This is a genomic window from Frankia sp. CeD, assembly GCF_000732115.1.
Classification (GTDB): Bacteria; Actinomycetota; Actinomycetes; order Frankiales; family Frankiaceae; genus Frankia; species Frankia casuarinae.
Map to the genome: position 1 here is coordinate 1 of NZ_JPGU01000025.1, position 20,367 is coordinate 20,367.

Consider the following 20,367-nt stretch of genomic DNA (forward strand, 5'->3'; position numbering starts at 1 on the left):
CGTGGGACGTGAAGCCTTTGAGCTGGTTGGCGATGTACGACGGGGCGTGCTTCGGATGAGCTTTCACGAACAGGTGCACGTGGTCGGGCTCGATCTCCAGCGCGACGATCAGCCAGTCATGCTCGGCGCACTTCTCGCGGATCAGCCCGTCAAGCCGGTCTCGGACCGGACCGACGAGGACAGCACGGCGGTACTTCGGGCACCACACGACGTGGTAACCGAGGTCATAGGCGCCACCCGCGCCGACCTGCACCGTCCGGGACATGCCGTTGATTATACCAGCGTGGCCGGTATAACCGTTGCGGTCCGTGCCGGATTCCCCTGTCGCCTGAAGGCGACAGTCCCCTCCGGAGGTCATTGATGGTTGCTCAGACTACCTACTCGCTGCGTCACGCCTGCCTGTCCGGCTGGCTGGCGGCGGGTGTCCCGCCGACGCGGGTCGCTCAGTGGGCGGGCCACACGGTTCAGATGCTGCTGACGATCTACGCCCAGTGCATCGACGGGGACGAGGAGATTTGCCGGGCCCGTATCGCGGCTGCCCTGTCGGCCGACAGCGCANGATCCTTCGGGCACGTCTCAGACACAGACCGCCGCCGGTCACCGCCGCTGATCGCACGTCTTGAAAGGATGCGAAAATGCCCTCCCACCAGCGGAGACACGCCCTCACCAGCAATAAGTTTGCTATCCCAAAAAATCCTCGATCGCTTTATGCATTTCCCAGACCAGGATCTCAGCGGGAGCCGAGGCGCTGACCCGCTGACCGCCGGTTGCGGTGAACCGGACCGCGTCCCCGGCGCGCAGCACACCCGTCCCCTCCAGCGTCACCTCGCCCTGCGTCACGAACAGGTGCAGGTAGGGAGCCTCGGGAAGCGTGACGTCCCGACCAGGGCTGAGCCGGGCGGCGCACAGGGCCGCGAACCGGTTTCTGATCGTGATCGCGCTCTGCCCGCGGTGCCTGGCCATCCCGGACGCTACCGGTACCAGGCCGCCGCGTAGCAGCTCGTCGTCGATCTCCAGCTGCTCGTAGCCGGGGTCGATGCCCCGACGGTCCGGCGCGACCCACATCTGGACGAAATGCACCGGCTCGTCATGCGGCTCCCCGCCGCCGTCGAGACGCCAGGAGTCGTTCTTCTCCGAGTGCAGGATCCCGCGACCGGCGCTCATCCGCTGCGCGAGTCCCGGGTAGATGACGCCGGAGTGGCCGGTGGAGTCCTGGTGCACGAGCGATCCGCGCAGGACCCAGGTGACGATCTCCATGTCCCGGTGCGGATGGGTCTCGAACCCGGTCCCGGCAGCGACCGTGTCGTCGTTGTTCACCAGCAGCAGACCGTGGTGGGTGTTTGACGGATCGTAGTGATGGCCGAACGAGAAGGAGTGGTGGGAGTCGAGCCAGCCGACGTGCGTCGCCGCTCTGTCGTCCGCCCGGCGAATGTCGATCCGGGGCTGTGGGCGCAGGCCCGCGGAGGAGGGTGCGGCGGAAGACGGGCCCGCGGTAGAAAGGGTGGCGGCCGGTGGGACCGCGGCCGGTGGGGTGGACGACCCAGGGGAGGACGGCGTGGCGCTCATGGTGAACCCTCCTTCACGGTAGGCAGGACAATGCCTGCGCAGTCCAGCGTCGTCGGGGCCACGGACATTCCACGGCCCGCGTCCCGCCCAGGCAGATGACCCGCCGGCTAGAGCAACGGAATCACATAAATAGGCATATAATCTGTCGATTTTGGTGGCCGGATGGTGCGACCATGCGTTCCACGCTGCGGCGGATACCGCTGTCAGATCTTGCTAGCATGTTGCGCATGTCGCGCACGATCACGCTCCGGCTCTCGGACGAGGCCTACGAGGCGGTCAAGCGGTACGCCGAGGCCGAGCACACCTCGATGAACGCCTGGGTCGAGGGCGTGCTTGACGCCGAGGACATGCGTCGGCGCTGCGCCGCGCACGGGGCCTGGGTGCGGGCCGACCCGGCGGTGGCCGGCGCGGCCCTCGCCTTCGGGGAGGCCAACCAGCGGGCTCTCGCGGTGTCGGGGCTGCCCAATCTCGCCGACGCCGCCGGGTGAGGCCACCGCGGCGCGGTGAGATCTGGACCGCGGGCATCGGGCCGGCGCCGCAGGCGGTGCTGATCCTCAGCTCCACGGTCTACAACGAGATCGCCGACGAGCCGACCGTGCTGGTCGCCCTGGTCGTGGAGCACGCCACCGACGAGGGGTTCTGCGTCGACCTGGGGGAGGGGCAGTGGGCCGTGATGGGCCTGGTCACGTTCGTGGCCAAGGCCGCCCTGGGTGAATGCCTGCGCCGGGTCGACGCCCAGACGCTCACCACCGCCAACACCATGTTGTTCAAGATCTTGGCCACGCCCGAACGTTGACCTTACGGCAACGGCCCGAACTGGTCGAAGGCGAAAGCAGCGGTGGGGCAAGCGGCGGGTCACTTCCTCGATGCGCTCCAGCCCGGCGTCGGCGTCCGGCTTGGATGTCGGCCGACGTCATCGCCGCCGCGATCAATCCGTTCACGGCTACCATCCCCCAGGCGGAGGCGCAGTCTCCTCCCGGATGATTGCCTTCAGCGTCGCGTGGACGGCGGATGGATCGGTGAGGCGTGCGGCTAGCGTCTCGATCGCGAGTTCGAGGGGAATCGCCGCGGAGAACTTGAGCCCATCGGCAGCCTCGACATCGATGGCCGGAAGAGCGTCAACGAGGTCGTCACGTCGAACATCGAGCATTGTCCGTAGCGCGGCGGAGTTGACGTGCGGGCGAAGCCGCAGCCTGAGATCGCCGACCGGCGCGTCAGCGTCAACCAGCTCGCCGAGCCCCGAGGCGAGGGCCGAATTGGCCGCGAACCCGGCAAATGTCCACCAGATCGGCCGCTTCTCGGGGTCGCGGGTGAGGTAGGTGCGTTCGCCCGGCTCGTCACTGACACTGACACTGACAAAGGAATGCTGCGCGCGGAGCTTGTCCAACGCGTCGGCGGCCCGCCGGGATATCTCGATGCCGGCCGTTTGCCCGGCGAGGACGTCGAGGTGAGCCTGGGCGAGCGGATAGGACATGACCCGGGCCCCGCCGTTCCACCGGGACCGGCCTGGGTAGCGGCTCGGTTCGACCTGGACTCGTCTTCTCCGCCAGTCGACATGATTCACCTTCCAGGCACGACCGCCGAGAAGAACCACCCGCGGTCCGTGCTCCGGTCGAGCCGCGAGCGCGATCGGTGGCAGCTGGCCGAGCAGGCTACGTCCCCACCAGACCTGCACCATCGATTCGCCGGCGAAGGTTGACGTGAGGTCGAGGAAGTAGCGTCGCCCGTATTCCTTCTCCGCCCGCGGGCCGATCGATACCAGCCCGTCGGTGTGCACGACAAACCCGGAGCTGGCCAGATGCGCCAGTACGTCGACCGCGCCCGGAGTCCGGGCAAGCCCGCCGAGCCACTGCCAGACGTCGCGGTCGACGAGGCGGCCTTCCTGCAGGGCCAGTCCGAGGATCTGCTGGGCGACGATGTGACGGGGAAGCACGGGCGGGACGACCGGCTCGACGTATCCGCGTTGCCACAGCAGCGTGATAGCCGCCGCGAGCCACAGAGAGTTCTGCGACGTTGCCAGGAACAGCGTGTTGCGTCGGGTCCCGGGGCGCCGCCCGGTCCGCCCGAGGCGTTGCAGGAAGGAGATCACCGTGGCGGGGGCGCCGATCTGGATGACGCGGTCCAGGTCACCGACGTCGATCCCCAGCTCCAAGGTGGAAGTGGCGACGATGACGCAGTTGGTGGATGTCGCGAAGGCGGCCTCGGCCTGCCGCCGGTCATCCCGTGACAGGGACGAGTGGGATACATACGTCCGTACCCCGAGGTCACGCAGCGCAACCGTCAACTCCTCGACCTGGCTGCGGGAATCGCAGAAGACCAGCCTCTTCATCCCCTGATGAAGGCGGGCGACCACGAGGGCGGCGTTACGCAGGGAGCCCACGTAGTCGATCCCGACCTCCGTGGTGGCTGTCGCGTCCGTGGTGGCCGTCACGTCCGTGGTGGCCGTCACGTCACTCGGCCGGACGACCGCGCGCGGCCGGGCGGATCCGTCCGCGAGCCAGTCGAGCAGTACGTCCGGGTTCCCGACAGTTGCGGACAAACCAATCCGCTGTACCGGCCGGTTGGCGAGCCCGCGTAACCGGGCCAACACCCCCAGCAGATGCCAACCGCGGTCGTCACCGGCGAAGGCGTGGACCTCGTCGACGACAACCGTCCGCAGGCCGGCGAAGAGCCATCGATGATCGACGCGCGCGGAGACGAGCATCGCCTCGATCGACTCCGGGGTGGTCAGCAGAAGATCCGGCGGATCCACGGCCAGCCGCCCGCGCACCGAGTCGGCGACATCTCCATGCCAGACGGCGGCCCGCCGGCCGAGCCATTCGCACATCGCGGCCAGCCGCGGTTCGAGGTTGTTCAGCAACGCCCGCAGCGGACACACATACAGCACCGACAGCCCGCGCCATTTCTCCCCGGCCATCCGGGACAGCAGGGGCAGCGCCACCGCCTCGGTTTTCCCACCGGCGGTCGGTGCCAGCAGCAGCACGTCATGCCCGTCGAGGACCGGACGTATCGCCGCCTCCTGCAACGGGCGCAGGGCAGGCCACCGCAGACTGTTGACGACGTGATACTGGACGGCCGGGTCGAGGGCGGCGAAGCCCGGGGCCCCGGAAGCCCCCGAGGCCCCGGAAGCCCCCGAGGCCGCGGACGTCCGGGAGATCACAGCGGTAGGTCGATGTCGTCGACCGATGCCGCCGGGGGCGGTTGTGGCGGGCTGGGCATCGCCGCACGTTCGGTGTCGGTGAGCTCGGTGGCGGACAGCCGCGGGACGTACGCACGCCGGGGATCGAAGGCGGGATGCTGGTCGACGCGGTCGAGCACATCGACGAGTTTCTTCACGAAGATGCGGGGCGCGACGCCTACTCGCCCGCCGAACTGCCCGACCACGGCCTGCGCGAACTCGGCCAGGTAGCCTTCGTCCACTGCCGTGGCGAACCGCTCCGGATCACCATGGCCGGAGCTGTACAGCTCCCGGATCCGGCCGCCGAGCTCCAGCAGGGAATCCCGGTTGAACCCGGGCAGTCGCAGCTGCACCGCCCGAGGGTTATCGAAAGCTTGATCCGGGAGGAAGTCGACGTGGAGCCGCTGCGCGAGCGGGGCGAGCCGTTGCGCTCCCTGCGGTCCGTCGAAGAACGCGGGAGTGCCGGTGATGACGAGCATCAGCCCGGGGAATCGCCCAGCGTCCACGTCGTCGATGAGCTGGCGCAGCGCGTTGAGCGCCTTGTCACGCATGTCGCCCCGGACCCGCTGCAGCGTCTCGACCTCGTCGAGGACGACCACGAGACCGGCATGGCCGCTGTCGGTGAGCACCGCGAGCAGCCCCTGCAGGAAGCCGAGCGCTCCGTCGTGATCGAGGTCGCCCCGGACACCGCCGGCCCGTTTCACCGCCGCCGCCACGTGCGGTTGCCCGCCCAGCCAAGCGATCAGNCCCNCCGCGGCCGCGGTTTCGCCGGCCGCGGTCGCCCGCCGGTACGCCCGTAGGGCGGCTGAGAAGGACGGCGCGACCCGCCCGACGGCGGCCAGCCGCTGTTCCAGCAACTCGTCGACCCGGCGCGCCAGCTCATTCTCGACGACCTCGCCGCCGGCGAGAACGTCCTCCTCCAGCGCGAAGAACCAGGAATCGACGATGGGACGCAGCGCGCTCGGCGCGAATTCGGCGGTCGCGAGCCGTTCGGCGAGCCGGCGGTAGACCGTTTCGAGCCGGTGCAGCGGGGTCTCGTTCTCGGAGATCGCGATCTCGGCGGTGGCGAACCCCCGGGCCTTGGCCCGCTCGGCGAGCCAGCGGGTGAAGAACGTCTTTCCCGCGCCGTACTCGCCGCGGATCGCCCGGAACGTCGCCTGTCCGCCGGCGAGCCGGTCGAGATCCTCCTCGATCGCCGTGGTGAAGCGGTCAAGACCGACCGCGAGCACATCCAGGCCCTGCCGCGGCACGGTTCCGCGCCGAAGCGCGTCGATCACCTCCCGTCGGCGTTGTTCGGAGATGGTCACGTCAGACCGGCCTGCGTCGCCAGCAACGCGGCGTTCAGCCGCACGGTGTCACCATCGATCCGCAGCACCTCGTAGCCGTCGATGTTCAGCACCCGCTGCGCCGCGGCGAGGTGGCTGGCGATCCGCGCGTCCGGCACGTCGAGCGCGCGGGCGACCGTGGCCCGCGNGGCGGCGCCGCCACGGGCGTCGAGCGCCCGCAGGAGCAGCCCGAGCCGGTCCGCGGGCATGGCCCCGCGACGCATCCGGGCGAGCCGAGCCCGCATCACCTCGGTATCGAGCACGCGATCCACCCACGGTTGCGGCGTCACCTCGGACTCGTCGAACAGACCGAGGTCCGGCTGTGCGGCCGAGCCGGCACGTCCGGCCGGCGTGGTGCCCGTGGCCGGCGTGGTGCCCGTGGCCCGAGTGGTGCCCGTGGCCGGCGTGGTGCCCGTGGCCATCGGCTCCACCCACCAGGGAGGCGCGGCATGGTGCAAGGGAGTCCAACCGGGCAGGTCGAGGTCGACCCGACGCAGCAGCGCCAACGGGATCACGATCTCCTGGGCACTGGCGCCGCCGTGGTAGCCGTTGCGCAGGGCCGTATAACGTAGCCGTTCGTTCCAGGCGGCGACGATCCGGCCGCCGCCCAGCAGCACCCGCGGGCCGATGAGCGTGACCTCGTCCTCGTCGGGCGGGCGCGCCGAGGATCGCCACCGCGCGCCGCCGCTGTCGTCGGAAACCAGCCGGGAGCCGCGTTCATGGACGTGGCCGTGGTCGCTGACCAGCAGGACGGCCCGGCCCGATCCGTCCGCGGTGGCCAGCAGGTCGAGCAGCCGATCGACCGAGCCGGCGGTCCAGGGGGTGCGCCCACCCTTGTCCAGGGTGTCGTCGACGGTGTTCACAACGATGCCGACCACGGGGGCGTCGCCCCTGATCGCGTCCGCGACGCGCGGCTCAAGCACCTCGCCGGCACCGGCCGCGGCGAGGTCGCCCTTGTGGAACAGCGGCCAGCCCCGCTCGGCGAAGGATGCCTTCTCCTGGCTTTGCGTGCCGTCCACGAGCCGCCCGCACAGCAGGCTCGTCCGCGAGGTCCGGGTGACCGACGGCAGGGTGGCCAGCACCGGTCGGGCCGGGGTGAGGGTGTGTTCTACCCAGCCCCGGGTCGACAGGTCGGCGAGCAGCTCCCGCGCCACCCCGGTGGACATCCCGTCCAGTACGAGCAGCAGCAGCCGGCATCGGCCGGCCAGCGGCACCACGATCTGGTCGAGCACGTCCTCCACCGGCAGCAGCTCGCCCAGCGTCGACCCGGTGCGGGTGTGGTCGGCGAGCAGATTCGCGAACCGCCGTTCGTGTTCGCGGCGACGGGCGTCGACCGTCGTGCACAGTGTCCGGTAGGCCGCGGCGACCACCTGATCGACGTCGCCCTCCCACACCCGCGCCCGGGCCAGGTCGACCCATGCGTCCTGGTCCTGCTGCCGACGGGACGCCTCGGCAAGGCTCGGCGCCGGTGGTCGGGCGGACGCGGCCTCCTGGGCCAGCCAGCGCAGCAGCCGAACGGCCATCTCGGCGCGACTCACCCGCTCGGCATGGTCGGCGGCCAGCGCGTGCGCGTTCAGCCGCGCCACCTCATGTTCGACCGGCCCCAGATCCTCGGCGCGTGGCCGCCGCTTGCGCAGCACCGCGGCGACCTGCGAGCCAATGTGCCGCAGGCGCTGGGTGAGACCGGATTCGAGGACGGCGCTGGGATAAGACAGCTCAGCGGCGCCCTGCCCGGCCAGGATCTCCTCGGCGCGTCGCAGGATTCCGCCAGCCACGGCCCGCCCCTCCTGGCCGAGCAGCCGCTGAACCAGCCCTTCAGCCGCGCGTCCCCATTCCGCGGCGACGGACGGGGCGAGAGCGCCGTCGACCACCCGCGTCTCCAGCATGGTGCGCGGCACCTGCGCCGTGTCCCGGACCTCGGGATGGCTGAGAGCCGCGAGCACCAGTCCGACGGCGACGGCGTCGGGACCGTAGGGCCCGGCGAAGCACCGGAGAACGGCGGCCACCACGTCGCCTCGACCGCCGCGGCCGGCAAGCCATCCGCTCATGCCGGTACGCACCGCCGGGTCCAACGCGCGCCACCGCGCGAGGTGTTCGGCGTCGAGGCTCCATCGCAGCAGGCCCGCGAGGTCGAGGTCGAGCGGGGTGAGCCCGGCCTGGGTCTCGGCGAGTGTGGCCAATGCCGTGGCCCGGTCCAGGTAGCCGTTGCGCGCGGCGGGATACCCGTCCGGCGGGGGGGTGGCGAGCAGCGCGTTCACCGCCCACTGCTCGTCGACGAGGGCCGGATCGATGCCGTGTGCCCGAAACAGGCTGGTGAGCTGCTGCCAGCGATCAAGCGGCAGGATCTTCTGACCGGCGAGCCGGGCAGTGATGCTCGTCCCCAGCTCGCCGGTTTCGTACTCGGTGAGCAGGACGAGTACCTCCCCGGCAGGGAGATCGTCGACCTGTTGCAGCTCGTCGCGGATCGCGAGGGTGGACACGCATGGCCGGACCACTACGCCGCGGCCACCGGGCAGTTCCAGGCGTTCGTCGTGCGGCCACACCGGCGCCGCGGCCAGGGCGACGACGCGCGCCTTCTCGTCTCGGCGGAGCACCTCGGCCACCTTCGCCCGGACCAGGACCGGCGCGGCTACCACGGTCACCGCACGGCCTGCCAGGTGACTTTGATCCGCCAGCCCTGGGCGGTGAGCGCCGCGAGCGTGGACGTGAACTCGGCAACCGAGTCCTGATCGACCTCGCGGGCGCCGCTGGTTGCCACGCCGCCCGGTGTCGCCACGCCCGGTGTGGCCACGCCCGGCGGGTTGATGGTGCCGGTTCTGCTCGCTGGGCGGGAGACCCGTCGGCTCCATTCCAGCAGCAACCCGCGAGCCTTCCTGTCNGCCTTGGTGAGCGCCGGCTGGAGGTGCTGGACGTACTCGTTGGCCGCCCAGACCGCGGCGAGCTCGGTCACCAACGCGGCTGCCTCCGCGCCCCGCGGATGCTCGGGTCCCCAGTCGGCCACGGTGGTGAAGATGTTCCAGTCCACCTCCCGGATGGCCGCGTCGAGATCGGCGGCGGTGGTCAGGCTCCGACCGGTGTGCAGCGGGACCGCGGGGAGGTCGAAGGCGGCGAGCCGCTCGACCAGGGCCAGATTGTCGGTGATGGTCGCCAGGTCCGCACAGAGACGCAGCGCGCCCTGGGCGATCCGGACTCGTTCCGTCGCCGGGTCGGTGCCGTCCCGGAGCACGGTCGGTCCTCGGCGGATGAGGGCCGCGTGCAGCGCGCGAACCTTCGGAAGCCGGTCCGCGACGGCTGATCGTACCCGAGTGGCCAGCAAGGCGACGTTGCGCGCGGTACACAGTTCGGTGATGTCAGTGATCAGGAAGAGGGCGTGCGCCCGGCCGCGGGCCTCCTCCCAGGTGTCCCGATCGGGTAGCGGCTCGGCGACAACGCGCGCGTCCGCGGGCAGCGGGCGCGGGATGCTCACGTCGAGCGGCCGGCCGTGGAGGATGCCGCGGTTGGTCTGCTCGGCGAAGACCAGCACAACAAGGTCCGCGATCTCCTGGGGCAGACCCATCCGCTTCGGCTCGTCCAGCCAGGCACGCAGGTCTCCGACCGTGACCGGCCGGCCCGCCGCCTCGGCCTCGATGATCTTTCGGCCGAGGTGCCGTTCCCAGTGGTGGCCGAGGACGAAGTACTGGTCGCTCTGCTCGCCGAGCCCCAGCGGGTTGGCCACCTTCCGCATGACGGGCCGCTCGCTGGATTCGACCATGATCCGGTGCTCGGGATGTTCGATGGCCCGGCGCACCTGGGCGTGCACTTTTGCCAGGTCACCCGGGCGCACCTCGCCGTCGAAGTGGGGGTGGGCCGGGAACTCCCAGCTCAGTGCCTGGTCGAGCAGGTTTTCGAAGGCGGGGCGCAGGGCGGCACCGGCGGGGACCCGGGGCGNGAATCCCGGTTCGAGGCTGACGAACATGTCGATCCCGCCGTGCGCGGGATCGACGACCGTCTCGTCCGGGGTGACGAGGCCATAGGCTTGCAGCAGCGCGTTCGTCAGTTGGCTGCGCAGCTGGTCGAGCTGCGCGGTCAACTGCTGGTGGGCGATAGCCCGGTCATTGTCGGACAGGTGCCCGGCGAGTTGGTCGAAGCTCGGCCCGACGGCGTATTCCAGCCGCAGGTAGCGGCCCAGGCTCCATTGGGTGTGTGCGGTGAAGTGCCGCGGGACCCAGCAGAGGGTGCGCGCTGGGAGCGCGTCCCGCAGCCGCGAGACCCGGTCGAGGGCCTCGGCCGGGGAGTGGTCGTCCGGATCGAAGGGGACGTCGAGGGCGAGCCGCCAGCCGTTGTGGGTGGGCGTGAACATGCTGTCGCCCACGTCACCGGGGTCGCGAAGATAGCCGTAGATGAGCTCGACGTTGCGTTTGGTGCCGCGCCAGGTGGCGGTGACGATCGTCGCGCGGTCGATACCCTCCGGTTTCGTGGCGCCGAGCGCGTCGAACAGCAGCGTTCGCACGGTCAGCCGGCGGTCGCCGGGCGAGTCGGCCCCCTTGGCGTTCTCCAGAATGCCCTCGATGTCGACGCCTTCGAGCCGCACCGACAGGAGCGGGCTTGCGTCGTCCCCGCTGACCTGCACCGCGCCGAGCCGGGCCGCCCATTTGCGGACGACCTGGGTGACCGCGCCCGTCTCCTGACCCGGCACCATCGACCGGATGTACCCGTGGTTGAGGGCCACGATCCGGCGGGCGGTGAGATCCCGCATCGACGGGACCTCGGGGAGCAGGGCGGCGAGCACCAGGGTCTTGGCGATCCGGTCGTCCATGTGCACGGCGTGTTTCGGGGCCACCCCGGTGACGGTTTCCTCGGTCAGCCCGTGGCTTTCCAGGATGAGCCGACGGATCTCGCCGTAGACCTTCTGCGCGTTGCGCCACAGTCCGCCGAGCTCGCCGCTGATCGGCGACGCATCCGTGATGAGCGCGTCGAACAGGTCGGAGACGGGGACGAGCTGGCCGAGCTGCAGGGTGTCCCGCTGGTCAACGAGTAGCTGCTGCATGACCCGCAGCGCGGTCCGCTCCCGCTGGAGGAACCCGGACAGCGCGACGAGCGTCTCGACGAATGCCGGGCTGAACGGATAGGTCAGCCGGAACGCGGCCCGGTCGGCGTGGGCGGTCATCAGCGCGGCCCGGATGTCCGCTCGGACCCGGTCCATCGCGGCGAACGAGGTGTCGATCTGTGCCCGGGTGGCATCGCTGCGCGGCCGCAGGACCCGCTTCGACATGATGAGCGGCAGGTTGTTGTCGGAGAGCTTGATCGAGCCGAACCGACCCTCCCACCACTTGAGACTGTCGGCGAAGGCAAGATGTTCGGTGCCGGGCAGGTTGGTGCCGACGAGCTCGCGCAGGTCCCGCTGGCGGGCGACGAAACTGATGATCGGCACCGGTCGGTCGGCGTTGGCCGCCTCGACGAGCTTGGCGACCTTGGGAGCCTCGTTCGCCACCCAGGCGTGATCGGCCATCCTGGTGGCGAACCACAGGATGAGCTCGTCGAGGAAGAGGATCAGCCCGTCGTAGCCGAGGCCGGCGGCATGCTGGCTGATCGCGGCCAGGCCGTCGTCGATGTTGACGTAGCCGGTGGCGGCGCCCCGGGCGAGCTCGGCGAACCCGACCAGCGCCTTCTCCAGGGTGCCGACCAGGTCGCGGCGCTCCTGCGCGGCGGGAGCGGCGGTCAGTGCCTGCTCGAACCGGTCGGCGTCCCAGGCCCCGTGGTTCAACGTGCCCCAGCGCGGGTCGGCAGCCGAGCTCCGGTCGCCGCCGCCGAGCAGGCCGAAGAACGCCTGGTCGCCGAGTTGGCCGCGCAACGCCACCGCGGTGTCGAGCAGCGGCTTGTCGATGAGGACGGCGGGCAGCGGCGCGTCCGGGTGCAGCGCGCGGACGTGCGCCAGGTAGCCGCCGAGGACCGCCTCCTCCAGCGACGTCTTGCCGACGAGGTGATACGGCACGACGAGGAACTGCTTGCCGATGACGTCACCGTCGAATGCGGTGATGACAGGGGCGAGCTCGCCGATCGCCCGGGCCCCGGGGTGGTTCCGCGCCAGCGCGCCGAGCACAGCCATGAAGTGGCTCTTGCCGGACCCGAACGAGCCGTCGAGGTAGGNGGCCTTGCTACTGCCGTCGGTGAGCGCGCTCTTGATCAGACCCAGCGCCTCCCCGAACCGGATGGCCAGCTCGGGGGTGACGACATACTCGCGCAGGGTGCGATCGATCTGGGTCACGCCGCGGGACAGGTCGAGGACGAAGTCCCCCGGGTACACGGCCTCGGGGATGTCGAGGAGTTCCGAGATCAGGGTCATGACCGGGCCGCCTTCGCCGGAGTCGTGGCGGGCTTATTNGCCGGCTTATTNGCCGGCTTCTTCGCCGTGGTTCTCGTCTTCCTGGCCGCGGGGAGCCAGCCGGTGAGATCGTCACGGGTCAGCCCGAGCTGGCGCACCTGCTCGTCGAGGAAGCCGGTGTAGGCGTCCGCGGGCCGAATACCGAACTCCGGGTCCAGTTCCGAATGCCATTGCGCGACCCACGGCAGGAGTTCCAGCAGCCCGGCGAGCAACGGCTTGGTTTTCTCGGCGTCCCAGGCGTCGACCTCGCGCCGATCGGCGATATAGGTGGCCAGCGCCTGCGCCTGCTGGAGATGATCCCAGCCGGCCCAGCCCAGCAGCAGGGTCCCGTCCCGGGAAGCATCCGGGTACGAGATGAACCGCTCCTTGGGCACGTCCAGCTTCCCGCGGCTGCGCCANTAGGACGTCTCGCGGAAGTCGGTCTGTTTGTACTTCGGCGGCACCTTGATGTCGATGATTTTACGCGGTGGGGCCGGTGGCAGCGGCTCGTCGGACTCCTTACGCCGCTCCTCCTCGGCCCGGATCCGCTCGTCCTCGGCATCCTGCTCCCGCTGGAGATCCCAGGTGCGTTCCCACTGCGCCCGGACCCGCAGCCCCATGTCGGTGTACCGCCAGGCGGCGAGGAACGGTACATGCTCGTCGCGCACGAGATCGGCGACCACGTCACCAAGAGCGGTGTCGCGGGCGTAGAGCCTGGCGACGGCGGTGAACTCGGCGTCGGTCCGCAGCTCGTCGGCGAGCTGGGCGACGGTGCGCGGGGTCGGTTCCGGTCGGTGCCACAGTTCGCGGGCCTCCAGCCGGTCGAGCAGCCAGGCGCGCAACGCCTCGGCCTCCATCTCCGCCCACGGCCGGCTCGCCCAGCGCCGCTTGCATTCCGGCCGCTCGATGAGGTGAAGGTACGGATCATCGTCGATCTTCGCCAGCCGCCGCTCGACGAGGGCCCGGTAGTCCTGCGGCCAGTGCGCGGGCAGCTGGATGATCGGCGTCGAGCGGTGCCGGGTGAACCATTCCGTCTCGGTCTCGCCGGCATCGTGCTGCCGCGCCAGCACGATCTCGAACGCCCGTTCGCCAAGCGCCAGCGGCGGCTTCGTCACACTCGAACCGATCAACCCGTCCGCGTCGTCGCCGAGCAGCCCGTAGAGACCGTAGACCTCCCAGTCCAGCTCCTCCTGCGCCGAGATCATCTCCGCCCGGATCCGCTCCCACTCCGCCCGCGCGTGCACGAGTGCCTCCCGGGTCGGAACAGCGTCCCTGGCCACCGCGGCCGGCGCGACCCGCTGGAGCTCCTGAGCCAACCCGTCCAGCCGCGTCGCCAACACCAGTGGCGCCCCGTCCGGCAGCGGAAACTCCTTCAGCTTGGTCCCGGTGAACTCGTAGCGGTTCTCCCATGCCTCGTCCTGGATACCGCGTCCGATCCCACTCCCGGACTTCGGCTGGCTCACCTGCTTGAGCCAGAAGCACGCCGCCGACGAGTTCAGCACCCCGACCAGCCGCAGATGTTTCTCCTCCGTGGCTCCCTCGGGCAGCTTGAGAACGGTTGCGGTACGATTGAATATCTTGCCGCCTCGGTCGAGTGTGAAGTGGTTGTGGGTCGAGACGAACGGAAAGGCGATCGCCAGCGGGGTGTGCAGTCGGTTTGCATATATTTCTAAATATGCATACCATGGTCGATCGTTTTCGGCAAGACTTCTACCGAATATTGTGCGAGCAGACAGGATTGTTCGGTTTGGCCAGAGGAGATTTTGTACAACTTCCTGATCTTTTAAAAGGGGGATTCCTTTGGTTATGTCGGCATACGGATTAATTGCAATGGGAGGTTGTTCGATCGTGTAGTCACGTACTAGCTCGCCGAAAACATGGGGGACCATGTTGTCCTGAAACCTGGTCACCGCCGGAGAACTATGGGCAAGTATCCAAGCGTCATCTTCGCCGAGCTGGACGGTGCGTCCGATGTCAACTCCGAGATTATGTAGACGCGCGCTGGTTGTGTCTATCTGAGCTTGCAACTGAGCCGNTCCACCGCCAGCGAGTGACCAGGGATGCCTCGCAAGATCTATCCGCTTGATTCCGAGGGTGCTGATATACGCATCCGTGTGGTCAGCATTCGCGAAGTTCTCTACTATTCGTGTCCACACGAGGCCTTTGGCCGGGTCGGCCGGTGCGCTGGGCTCGCCCCGGATCCCAAGGACAGTCTGCACCGTGGTCAGGGAGGGGCGGCGGTGGCGGCCGAAGATGAGGACGGTCGGGGTTCCGTGGCCGGGGATGTAGGCGCCGCTGGTGTCGACGAGCAGGGTGAGGTCGACGCTCGGGAAGAACTCCTCGATGAGTTTCTTGCCGAACTCGCGCTTCATGAAGGAGTTCGCGGTGATCTGGCCGGTGAAGCCGCCGTTGACCGCGAGTCGGAAGAACCGCTGCGCGAACGGCACGCTGAGCGCGTACTGGCGATGGCATGCGCTCCAGCGCACCCGATAGGCGTTGCTGGGGGCCCGGTCCTTGACCGTGATGTACGGCGGGTTGCCGACAACCGCGTGGTAGCGGGCTTCCAGGATCTCCTTCAGCTCGCGAGCGTCCTCGTACTCGTAGGTGAACTCACCCTCACCGGTGGAACCCGTCAGGGCGTGGGTGGCGACGCCGTCGAGTTCGTCCTGCTGATCCTCGGTGCCCCACAGCAGGGAGTCACCGATGGCGATGCGGATGCGCCAGACGGGGGCGTCGACGAGCCGGGTGATCCCGCAGACGGCCAGTGCGGCGATGACGAGGCGGAACCGGGCGATCGCCGCCGCGAACGGGTTGATGTCGACACCGTGGACCTGGCCGAGTACGCGCTCCACGTGGACCTTGACGTCAATCCCATGTTCCTGCTTCTGCCACCGGTCGAGCAGGAGGTCGAAGGCGCCGAGCAGGAAGTGCCCGGAGCCGCAGGCCGGGTCGATCATCCGAACCTCGGCGAGGCCGAACTCGTCGATCGCCGGGGCAAGGGTCCGGCCGAGGATGAACTCCTCGACGAACTCGGGGGTCTGGAGCAGCGCGTAGTCCTTACGTGCCTGTTCGGAAAGATCCTGGTACAGATCGCCGAGGAAGCGGGTGGAGGACGCCGGATCGGAGAAGTCGTGGACGAGAGCGCCGGTTTCCGGGTCGATCCGCCGCCAGAACTCCAGCAGGCCGGTCGCCGCGTCCGGTGAGATGTCCACCAGGTGCAGCGGGTTGTGCCGGTTGACCAGATCCCGGGTTGCGTCGTACGCCTCCAGCCGGGCGACCGCCGCCCGCAGGTAGTCCAGGTCGGAGTCATTCTTGTGGTCCTCCGCCTGGAAGTAGAAAGTCTGCCATTCCCGGGCCTCGGCCACCCCGTCGACCCGTTCCCTGGCCTCGCCTGTCTCGTCGGCCTCCTGCTCGGGGCGGACCGGGCCGGCCAGCATCGGACGTCCCAGCAGCGCGTTGTCCTCGCAGAATCGGGTGAACACGCAGGCCAGCACCCAACCGACCGCCACCTGGGTGAGCTGCTGGTCGAGCCACGTCTCGTAGCCGACGCCGGTGCGACAGCCGGTCTTCGCCTCCTGGTACCGCTTGTGCAGCCGATCGTCGACGTCCCGGTCCGACCGGGCCCGCGCGCGCAGGTCCGCCTCCAGGCCGCGGACCTGCCGCTGGAGATCGGCCAACAGGCGTCTCGCCTCGATCACGCTGCTCCTCCCTCAGCGCCGTCGGCGAGCCGAGACTCGTGCCGGACAATCCACTCCTCGGACAGCGCCAGGCCCTGGTTGCCGAACTGGGGCACGGGAGCGCCACCATCCAACAACGGTTGTTTGTCCACGTCGGCCCAGGGTACGAGCAGCCACACCGTACGCACCGGTGATGTCTCGGTCGCCATCCGCACCGATGCGCGCAGCTCATCCAGTACCACCAGCGCCGGATCGTACCGGGCGACCACCCCCGCATTCGTGATCAGCACCGCCGGCCCCGCGGCCTCGATCGAGGCCCGCACACCGGCGAGCCCGGCCTGCGCGACCCTTGAGAGGTTGGCCCAGTCGCGCGACGATCGGTCGGCGGCGTCGGCCGCCAGGACGATCGACCACTGCACCCGGTGCTGGGCGCAGAACTCCCGCATCCCCGCGAGCAGGGCTTGTTCCGCGTCGACAACGGTGACATCCTGCGCGGCCAGGCAGCGTTCGGCCCGGGCGAGTCGCCGCGGCGGCACCGACAGCACCAGCCAGCCGCCGTCCACCAGCGAACGGGTGAGCCGGTCATCCGCGGCCAGCACCTCGTCGGAGACCCGGCGCCATCCCATTGTCGTCCAGGCGGCGCCCGCGCCGGTGCTCCAGCGCGGCCTGGTTCCACGGGAGGTGACCAGGGAGGTGAGCCCGGTCACCTCGATGCGGCGGGTCACGTACCGCTTTTTNTCGTCGTCCCNGCACAGCGGCACCCCGGCCGCGTCGAGCAGGGCGTCCAGCTCGGGACGGCCGGGCAGCGCGCCCGCGTGCGGGAACCGCACGATGATCCGCTCGGCCACCTGCTCGGGGGTCAGCTCCGTGCGGCCGTACAGCGCCCCGGCGGCCAGCCGCAGCGCCCGTCCCGCGTCGAGGCCTCGCGGGTAGACCTCCAGGCGCGGCGTCACCGCGGCGTTCTCGGAGGCGATCATGGCGACGTCGAGGAGCCGTTCGGGGAAGATCAGGGAGGGGTCGGTGTCGCCGGGGGCGCGGACGGCGCGCAACGTCTCGATGACCCGAGCCGGAGCCGGCAGCGGGTCCGCGCCGGCGAGGTCGTCGGCCGCGCCGCCGAGCCGGGAGGCCCAGTCCAACCGATCGGCGGTGGAGGGCCCGTCCCCGGCGCGCGCGGGGCCGGCGGCGACGAGGATGCCGTTGGGCTCTCGGCTGTACACCAGCCGTGGATCGCCACCCATCTCGGAACCGCCGGAGGCGTCGTGGGTGGTGTCGTGAGTGGTGTCGTCGCGGGGGGAGTCGTCGGCCAGCTCGGCATCGATCGCCGCGCGTACGACGGCCTCGGCGAGCCGGGAGCGCAGCGGTTCCTCCACCGTGCTGCCCTGAAAGTCGAGCAGGGCCGCCGCGCAGTGCCGGGCGGAGGCGACCCCACCGACCGACTCGACGACCTTGACGATGGTGTCCCGCAGCTCTCGCATCCCGTCGAGGGCCAGCCAATGCCGCTCGAACCTGGCTACCGCCTGCCGGACGGTACGTTGCTCGCGGTCAAGGGCCTTGGCCGCGTCGCGCACGCTCGTCCATGCGTTGCCGCCCTGCTCGCCGAGGCCGAGCAGGGCTTCGGCGACGGCCCGGTCGGTCGCGCGGGGGATGAGCCCGGCGGCGACGCGGTCGAGGAGCGTCGGCTCGGTGGGCCGCTCGGCCGGGGAGGAGGTGACCTGGCCGGCCAGCCGGTCCAGGTCCGCACGCAACTGCTGGCGGGTCTTCGTACCGATGCCGGGCAGCCAGACGACCTGGGCGGGCGACAGGTCGAGCGCGCCGCCCACCGTATCGATCGACAGCCGTTCGAACACCGACAGCACCGGGCGGGACAGACCGGCGGCGCCGATGGGCGTGTCCCGGCTGATGCGCGCGGAGGGCGGCTGCGGGACCACGCTGGCCGGTTCGGCCAGGATCGCGTTCCAGGCGCGGCGCATGTCCTCCGCGGTGTCGAAGCGCTGTCTGACGTCCCGGTGCAGCGCTCGGCGGAAGAACTCGGTGAGACCGGTCGCGTACGACCGGTCGAACAGCTCGGGTTCGATCGCCACGTCGGCGTCGACGAAACTCGGATGCCCGCCATGGGTTCCGTACTCGGGCCGGCGTGCGGTCGCCATCTCGTAGAGCGTCACCGCCGCGGCGTATCGCTCGGCAGCCTGATCCCATCGGCGGCGCTCGCCGCGGCCGAGGAACGGGTCGAGGTACGGGCGGGTGCCGGCTTCGATGGCCTCCAACGGCTCCTTCGCCAGGGAGAAGTCGAACAGGACGAGCTGCCGCTTCTTGCCCCTGCCGCCACGTTCGGCGACGCCGAGGTTGTCCGGCTTGATGTCGCGATGCGCCAGCCCGGCCCGCTGTAGATGCTGGACGATCTCCAGCAGGTCGTCGCCCCACCCCTGGAGCCATTCCGGTTGTAGTCGGCCTCGCTCGCGTAGCTCCTGGGCGAGGGTGCGTTCCCCGGCTGAAGTGATCAACAGGGCCCGGCGTGGGCCGACGTCGATCACGCCGTCGCTCAGCAGCTGCACGACACCGGGATGCTCGCTGAGGGTGCGCAGCGTCTCGGCCTCGGCGACCAACCGCGGATCCCTGTCTCGGTCCAACGACACCTTGAGAACCGCGCGCCCGCCGTCCCGCTCGACGAGCAGAGCGAGCGCCGTCGAGCCGCGGCCCAGCCGGCCGAGGACCGAAAATCCGCCCTCCAGTTCGGCGCCGGCCTCGGCCTCCAGGGGATCAACGACAACCGGTGCCTCCTCCGCGATGGCGGCCAGCCGTTCCCGAACCAGGTCGAGATCGAGCAGGAACGCGGCCATGTCCCGGGTGCGTTGCTCCGGGTCGGCCTCGGTCGCCCGGGCGACGAGCTCGTTGAGCTCCTCGGAGACGGCATCAACCTGTTCGGCGAGTAACAGTCGGTTGTGTTCGGACAGACGTCGGCTGAGCTCCCCGGATGAGGCCGCGGGGGGTTTCCCGGTGAAGATCCGGTAGGCGATGGCGCCGACCCCGAAGACGTCGAGGGTGACCCCCTTCGCCGTGCCCCAGCTCCACTCGGGTGCGAAGTAGGCCGCGGCGGCGTCGTCGGCCAGTTCGACGTAGCCCCCCGTCGACGTGGCCGGGCCGGTGGTGCTCGGTATCCCTGACGTCGATTCGGAGCCGCGGGAGGCCGTCTGCCAGTCCGTGATCTGGAGGGCGAAGCGGTCGGACCGGCGCCGANCCCAGACGCATCGCGGGCTCAGGCCCNGGTGCGTCAGCNCCCGCCGGTGGGCGTAGGCCATGGTCTCGGCAAGGACGCGCAGCAGTGCCAACCGATCGTCGAAGGACAGCTCGCGTTCGTGTTCTTGGAGGAAATGGTCCAGCCGGATCAGCTCGGGATCGTGGGGAAAGACGAGCGCGGGGCCCAGATCGTGCTCGACGAAGTCGATCGGCGCCGCGATCCCCGGATAGTCGATGCCGCGTAGTGCGAGGTACTCCCGCTCGGCGGCCCGCACGAGCTGGTCACGCTGGTGCACCGACTCCACACCACTGGCCAGATAGATCCGCACCCGCCGCGGCCGGTCGTCGGGAAACCGCTGGTTGCGGGCGAGGAAGTCCTGCCAGCCGACGCCCTCCTGGAAGGCGGGCAGCTCCAGGCGAAGGCTGCCGACGGTCCGCGCCCGCTGGGACGGGCGGATTCCGGCCTGGTCGACGGCCCGGGCCAGGGCATTACTGAGCTCGCCGTCCACCCGGCCGGGCTGCCGCGCGAAGTCCAGGAAACTCGGCAGCTGGGTCTGGTCATGCCGTCCGAAGACGTGCGCCCGGCCTTCTGGGACAAGGCGGATCTCCAGCCGCGCGTCGCTCAGGAATACCGCGCCCTCCACCCATGGCACCCGTCGGCCCCGCATCGCCGGCCGGGAAACCAGCAGCGACTTCAGTTTGCGGGCCTTGCGGTTTGCTCCGATGACGGGGTTGTCGACCGGGGCGCGGTGGCTCTGACGCCAGGTGCCCGCGTCTCCCACGAGGACACCGGACCAGGACTTGATCTCCAGCACGACGATGCCCGCCGGCAGGACGAGAAGCAGGTCGACCTCGTTGACGGAACCGTCGGACCCGAGAAACTCGGCGTTCGCCCAAGCCCGGTAGGGATCCCCGGTTGGTAGCTGCGCCTTGAGATAGGACAGGGCCGCACGCTCCCAGGCGTACTCGGACGGTGTGCACTGCGTCCAGCGCTCATCGTCCAATGGGCCCTCCCCCGATGCGCGGCCGGGCCCGGAACCGGACCGG

At 69.9% G+C, this 20,367-nt stretch carries 9 protein-coding genes; 2 read left to right on the forward strand and 7 right to left on the reverse strand.

The genetic code is table 11. The features are described 5' to 3' along the window. Together tnpA and CED_RS13960 are read right to left on the reverse strand one after the other, a co-directional pair. On the reverse strand, positions 1-265 hold a 265-nt coding region (tnpA, locus tag CED_RS13955), incomplete at its 3' end, for an IS200/IS605 family transposase (protein WP_035911297.1). 416 nt (positions 266-681) lie between these two features. Continuing rightward, a complete protein-coding gene (locus tag CED_RS13960) occupies positions 682-1,566 on the reverse strand; it encodes a pirin-like bicupin family protein (RefSeq protein ID WP_023841468.1) in 885 nt (294 codons plus the stop codon). 227 nt (positions 1,567-1,793) lie between these two features. Between CED_RS13960 and CED_RS13965 the strand changes: the two genes are divergently transcribed. Both CED_RS13965 and CED_RS13970 read left to right on the forward strand, forming a co-directional pair. Then, positions 1,794-2,054: a toxin-antitoxin system HicB family antitoxin gene (locus CED_RS13965; RefSeq protein WP_035911300.1), complete on the forward strand. Its 261-nt coding sequence runs from the start codon at positions 1,794-1,796 to the stop codon at positions 2,052-2,054. After that, entirely contained in the window at positions 2,051-2,362 is a 312-nt protein-coding gene (locus tag CED_RS13970; protein ID WP_011437344.1) for a MazF family transcriptional regulator, read from the forward strand. The genes CED_RS13965 and CED_RS13970 overlap by 4 nt, the downstream gene beginning before the upstream one ends. 147 nt (positions 2,363-2,509) lie before the next feature. On the opposite strand, the gene CED_RS13975 is transcribed toward CED_RS13970, so the two are convergent. The 5 genes from CED_RS13975 to pglW form a co-directional block, all read right to left on the reverse strand. Further along, entirely contained in the window at positions 2,510-4,726 is a 2,217-nt protein-coding gene (locus CED_RS13975) for a DEAD/DEAH box helicase (RefSeq protein ID WP_235187083.1), read from the reverse strand. Further along, a complete protein-coding gene (gene brxD / locus CED_RS13980) occupies positions 4,723-6,051 on the reverse strand; it encodes a BREX system ATP-binding protein BrxD (protein WP_035911302.1) in 1,329 nt (442 codons plus the stop codon). Before brxD ends, CED_RS13975 begins: the two co-directional genes overlap by 4 nt. Further along, positions 6,048-8,711, reverse strand: a complete 2,664-nt coding sequence (pglZ, locus tag CED_RS13985) for a BREX-2 system phosphatase PglZ (protein ID WP_035911303.1) — start codon at positions 8,709-8,711, stop codon at positions 6,048-6,050. Before pglZ ends, brxD begins: the two co-directional genes overlap by 4 nt. A gap of 3,676 nt (positions 8,712-12,387) precedes the next feature. Continuing rightward, entirely contained in the window at positions 12,388-16,107 is a 3,720-nt protein-coding gene (gene pglX / locus CED_RS13995) for a BREX-2 system adenine-specific DNA-methyltransferase PglX (RefSeq protein WP_063613436.1), read from the reverse strand. Continuing rightward, positions 16,104-20,324, reverse strand: coding sequence for a BREX system serine/threonine kinase PglW (gene pglW / locus CED_RS14000; protein WP_035911306.1), 4,221 nt, complete (start codon positions 20,322-20,324; stop codon positions 16,104-16,106). The genes pglX and pglW overlap by 4 nt, the downstream gene beginning before the upstream one ends. Positions 20,325-20,367 lie beyond the last annotated feature (43 nt).

What these genes read in the sequence shown, in the direction of transcription:
- CED_RS13965 (WP_035911300.1), top strand. Translation starts at nt 1,794, where the DNA reads ATGTCGCGCACGATCACGCTCCGGCTCTCGGACGAGGCCTACGAGGCG.
- CED_RS13960 (WP_023841468.1), bottom strand. Translation starts at nt 1,566, where the DNA reads ATGAGCGCCACGCCGTCCTCCCCTGGGTCGTCCACCCCACCGGCCGCG.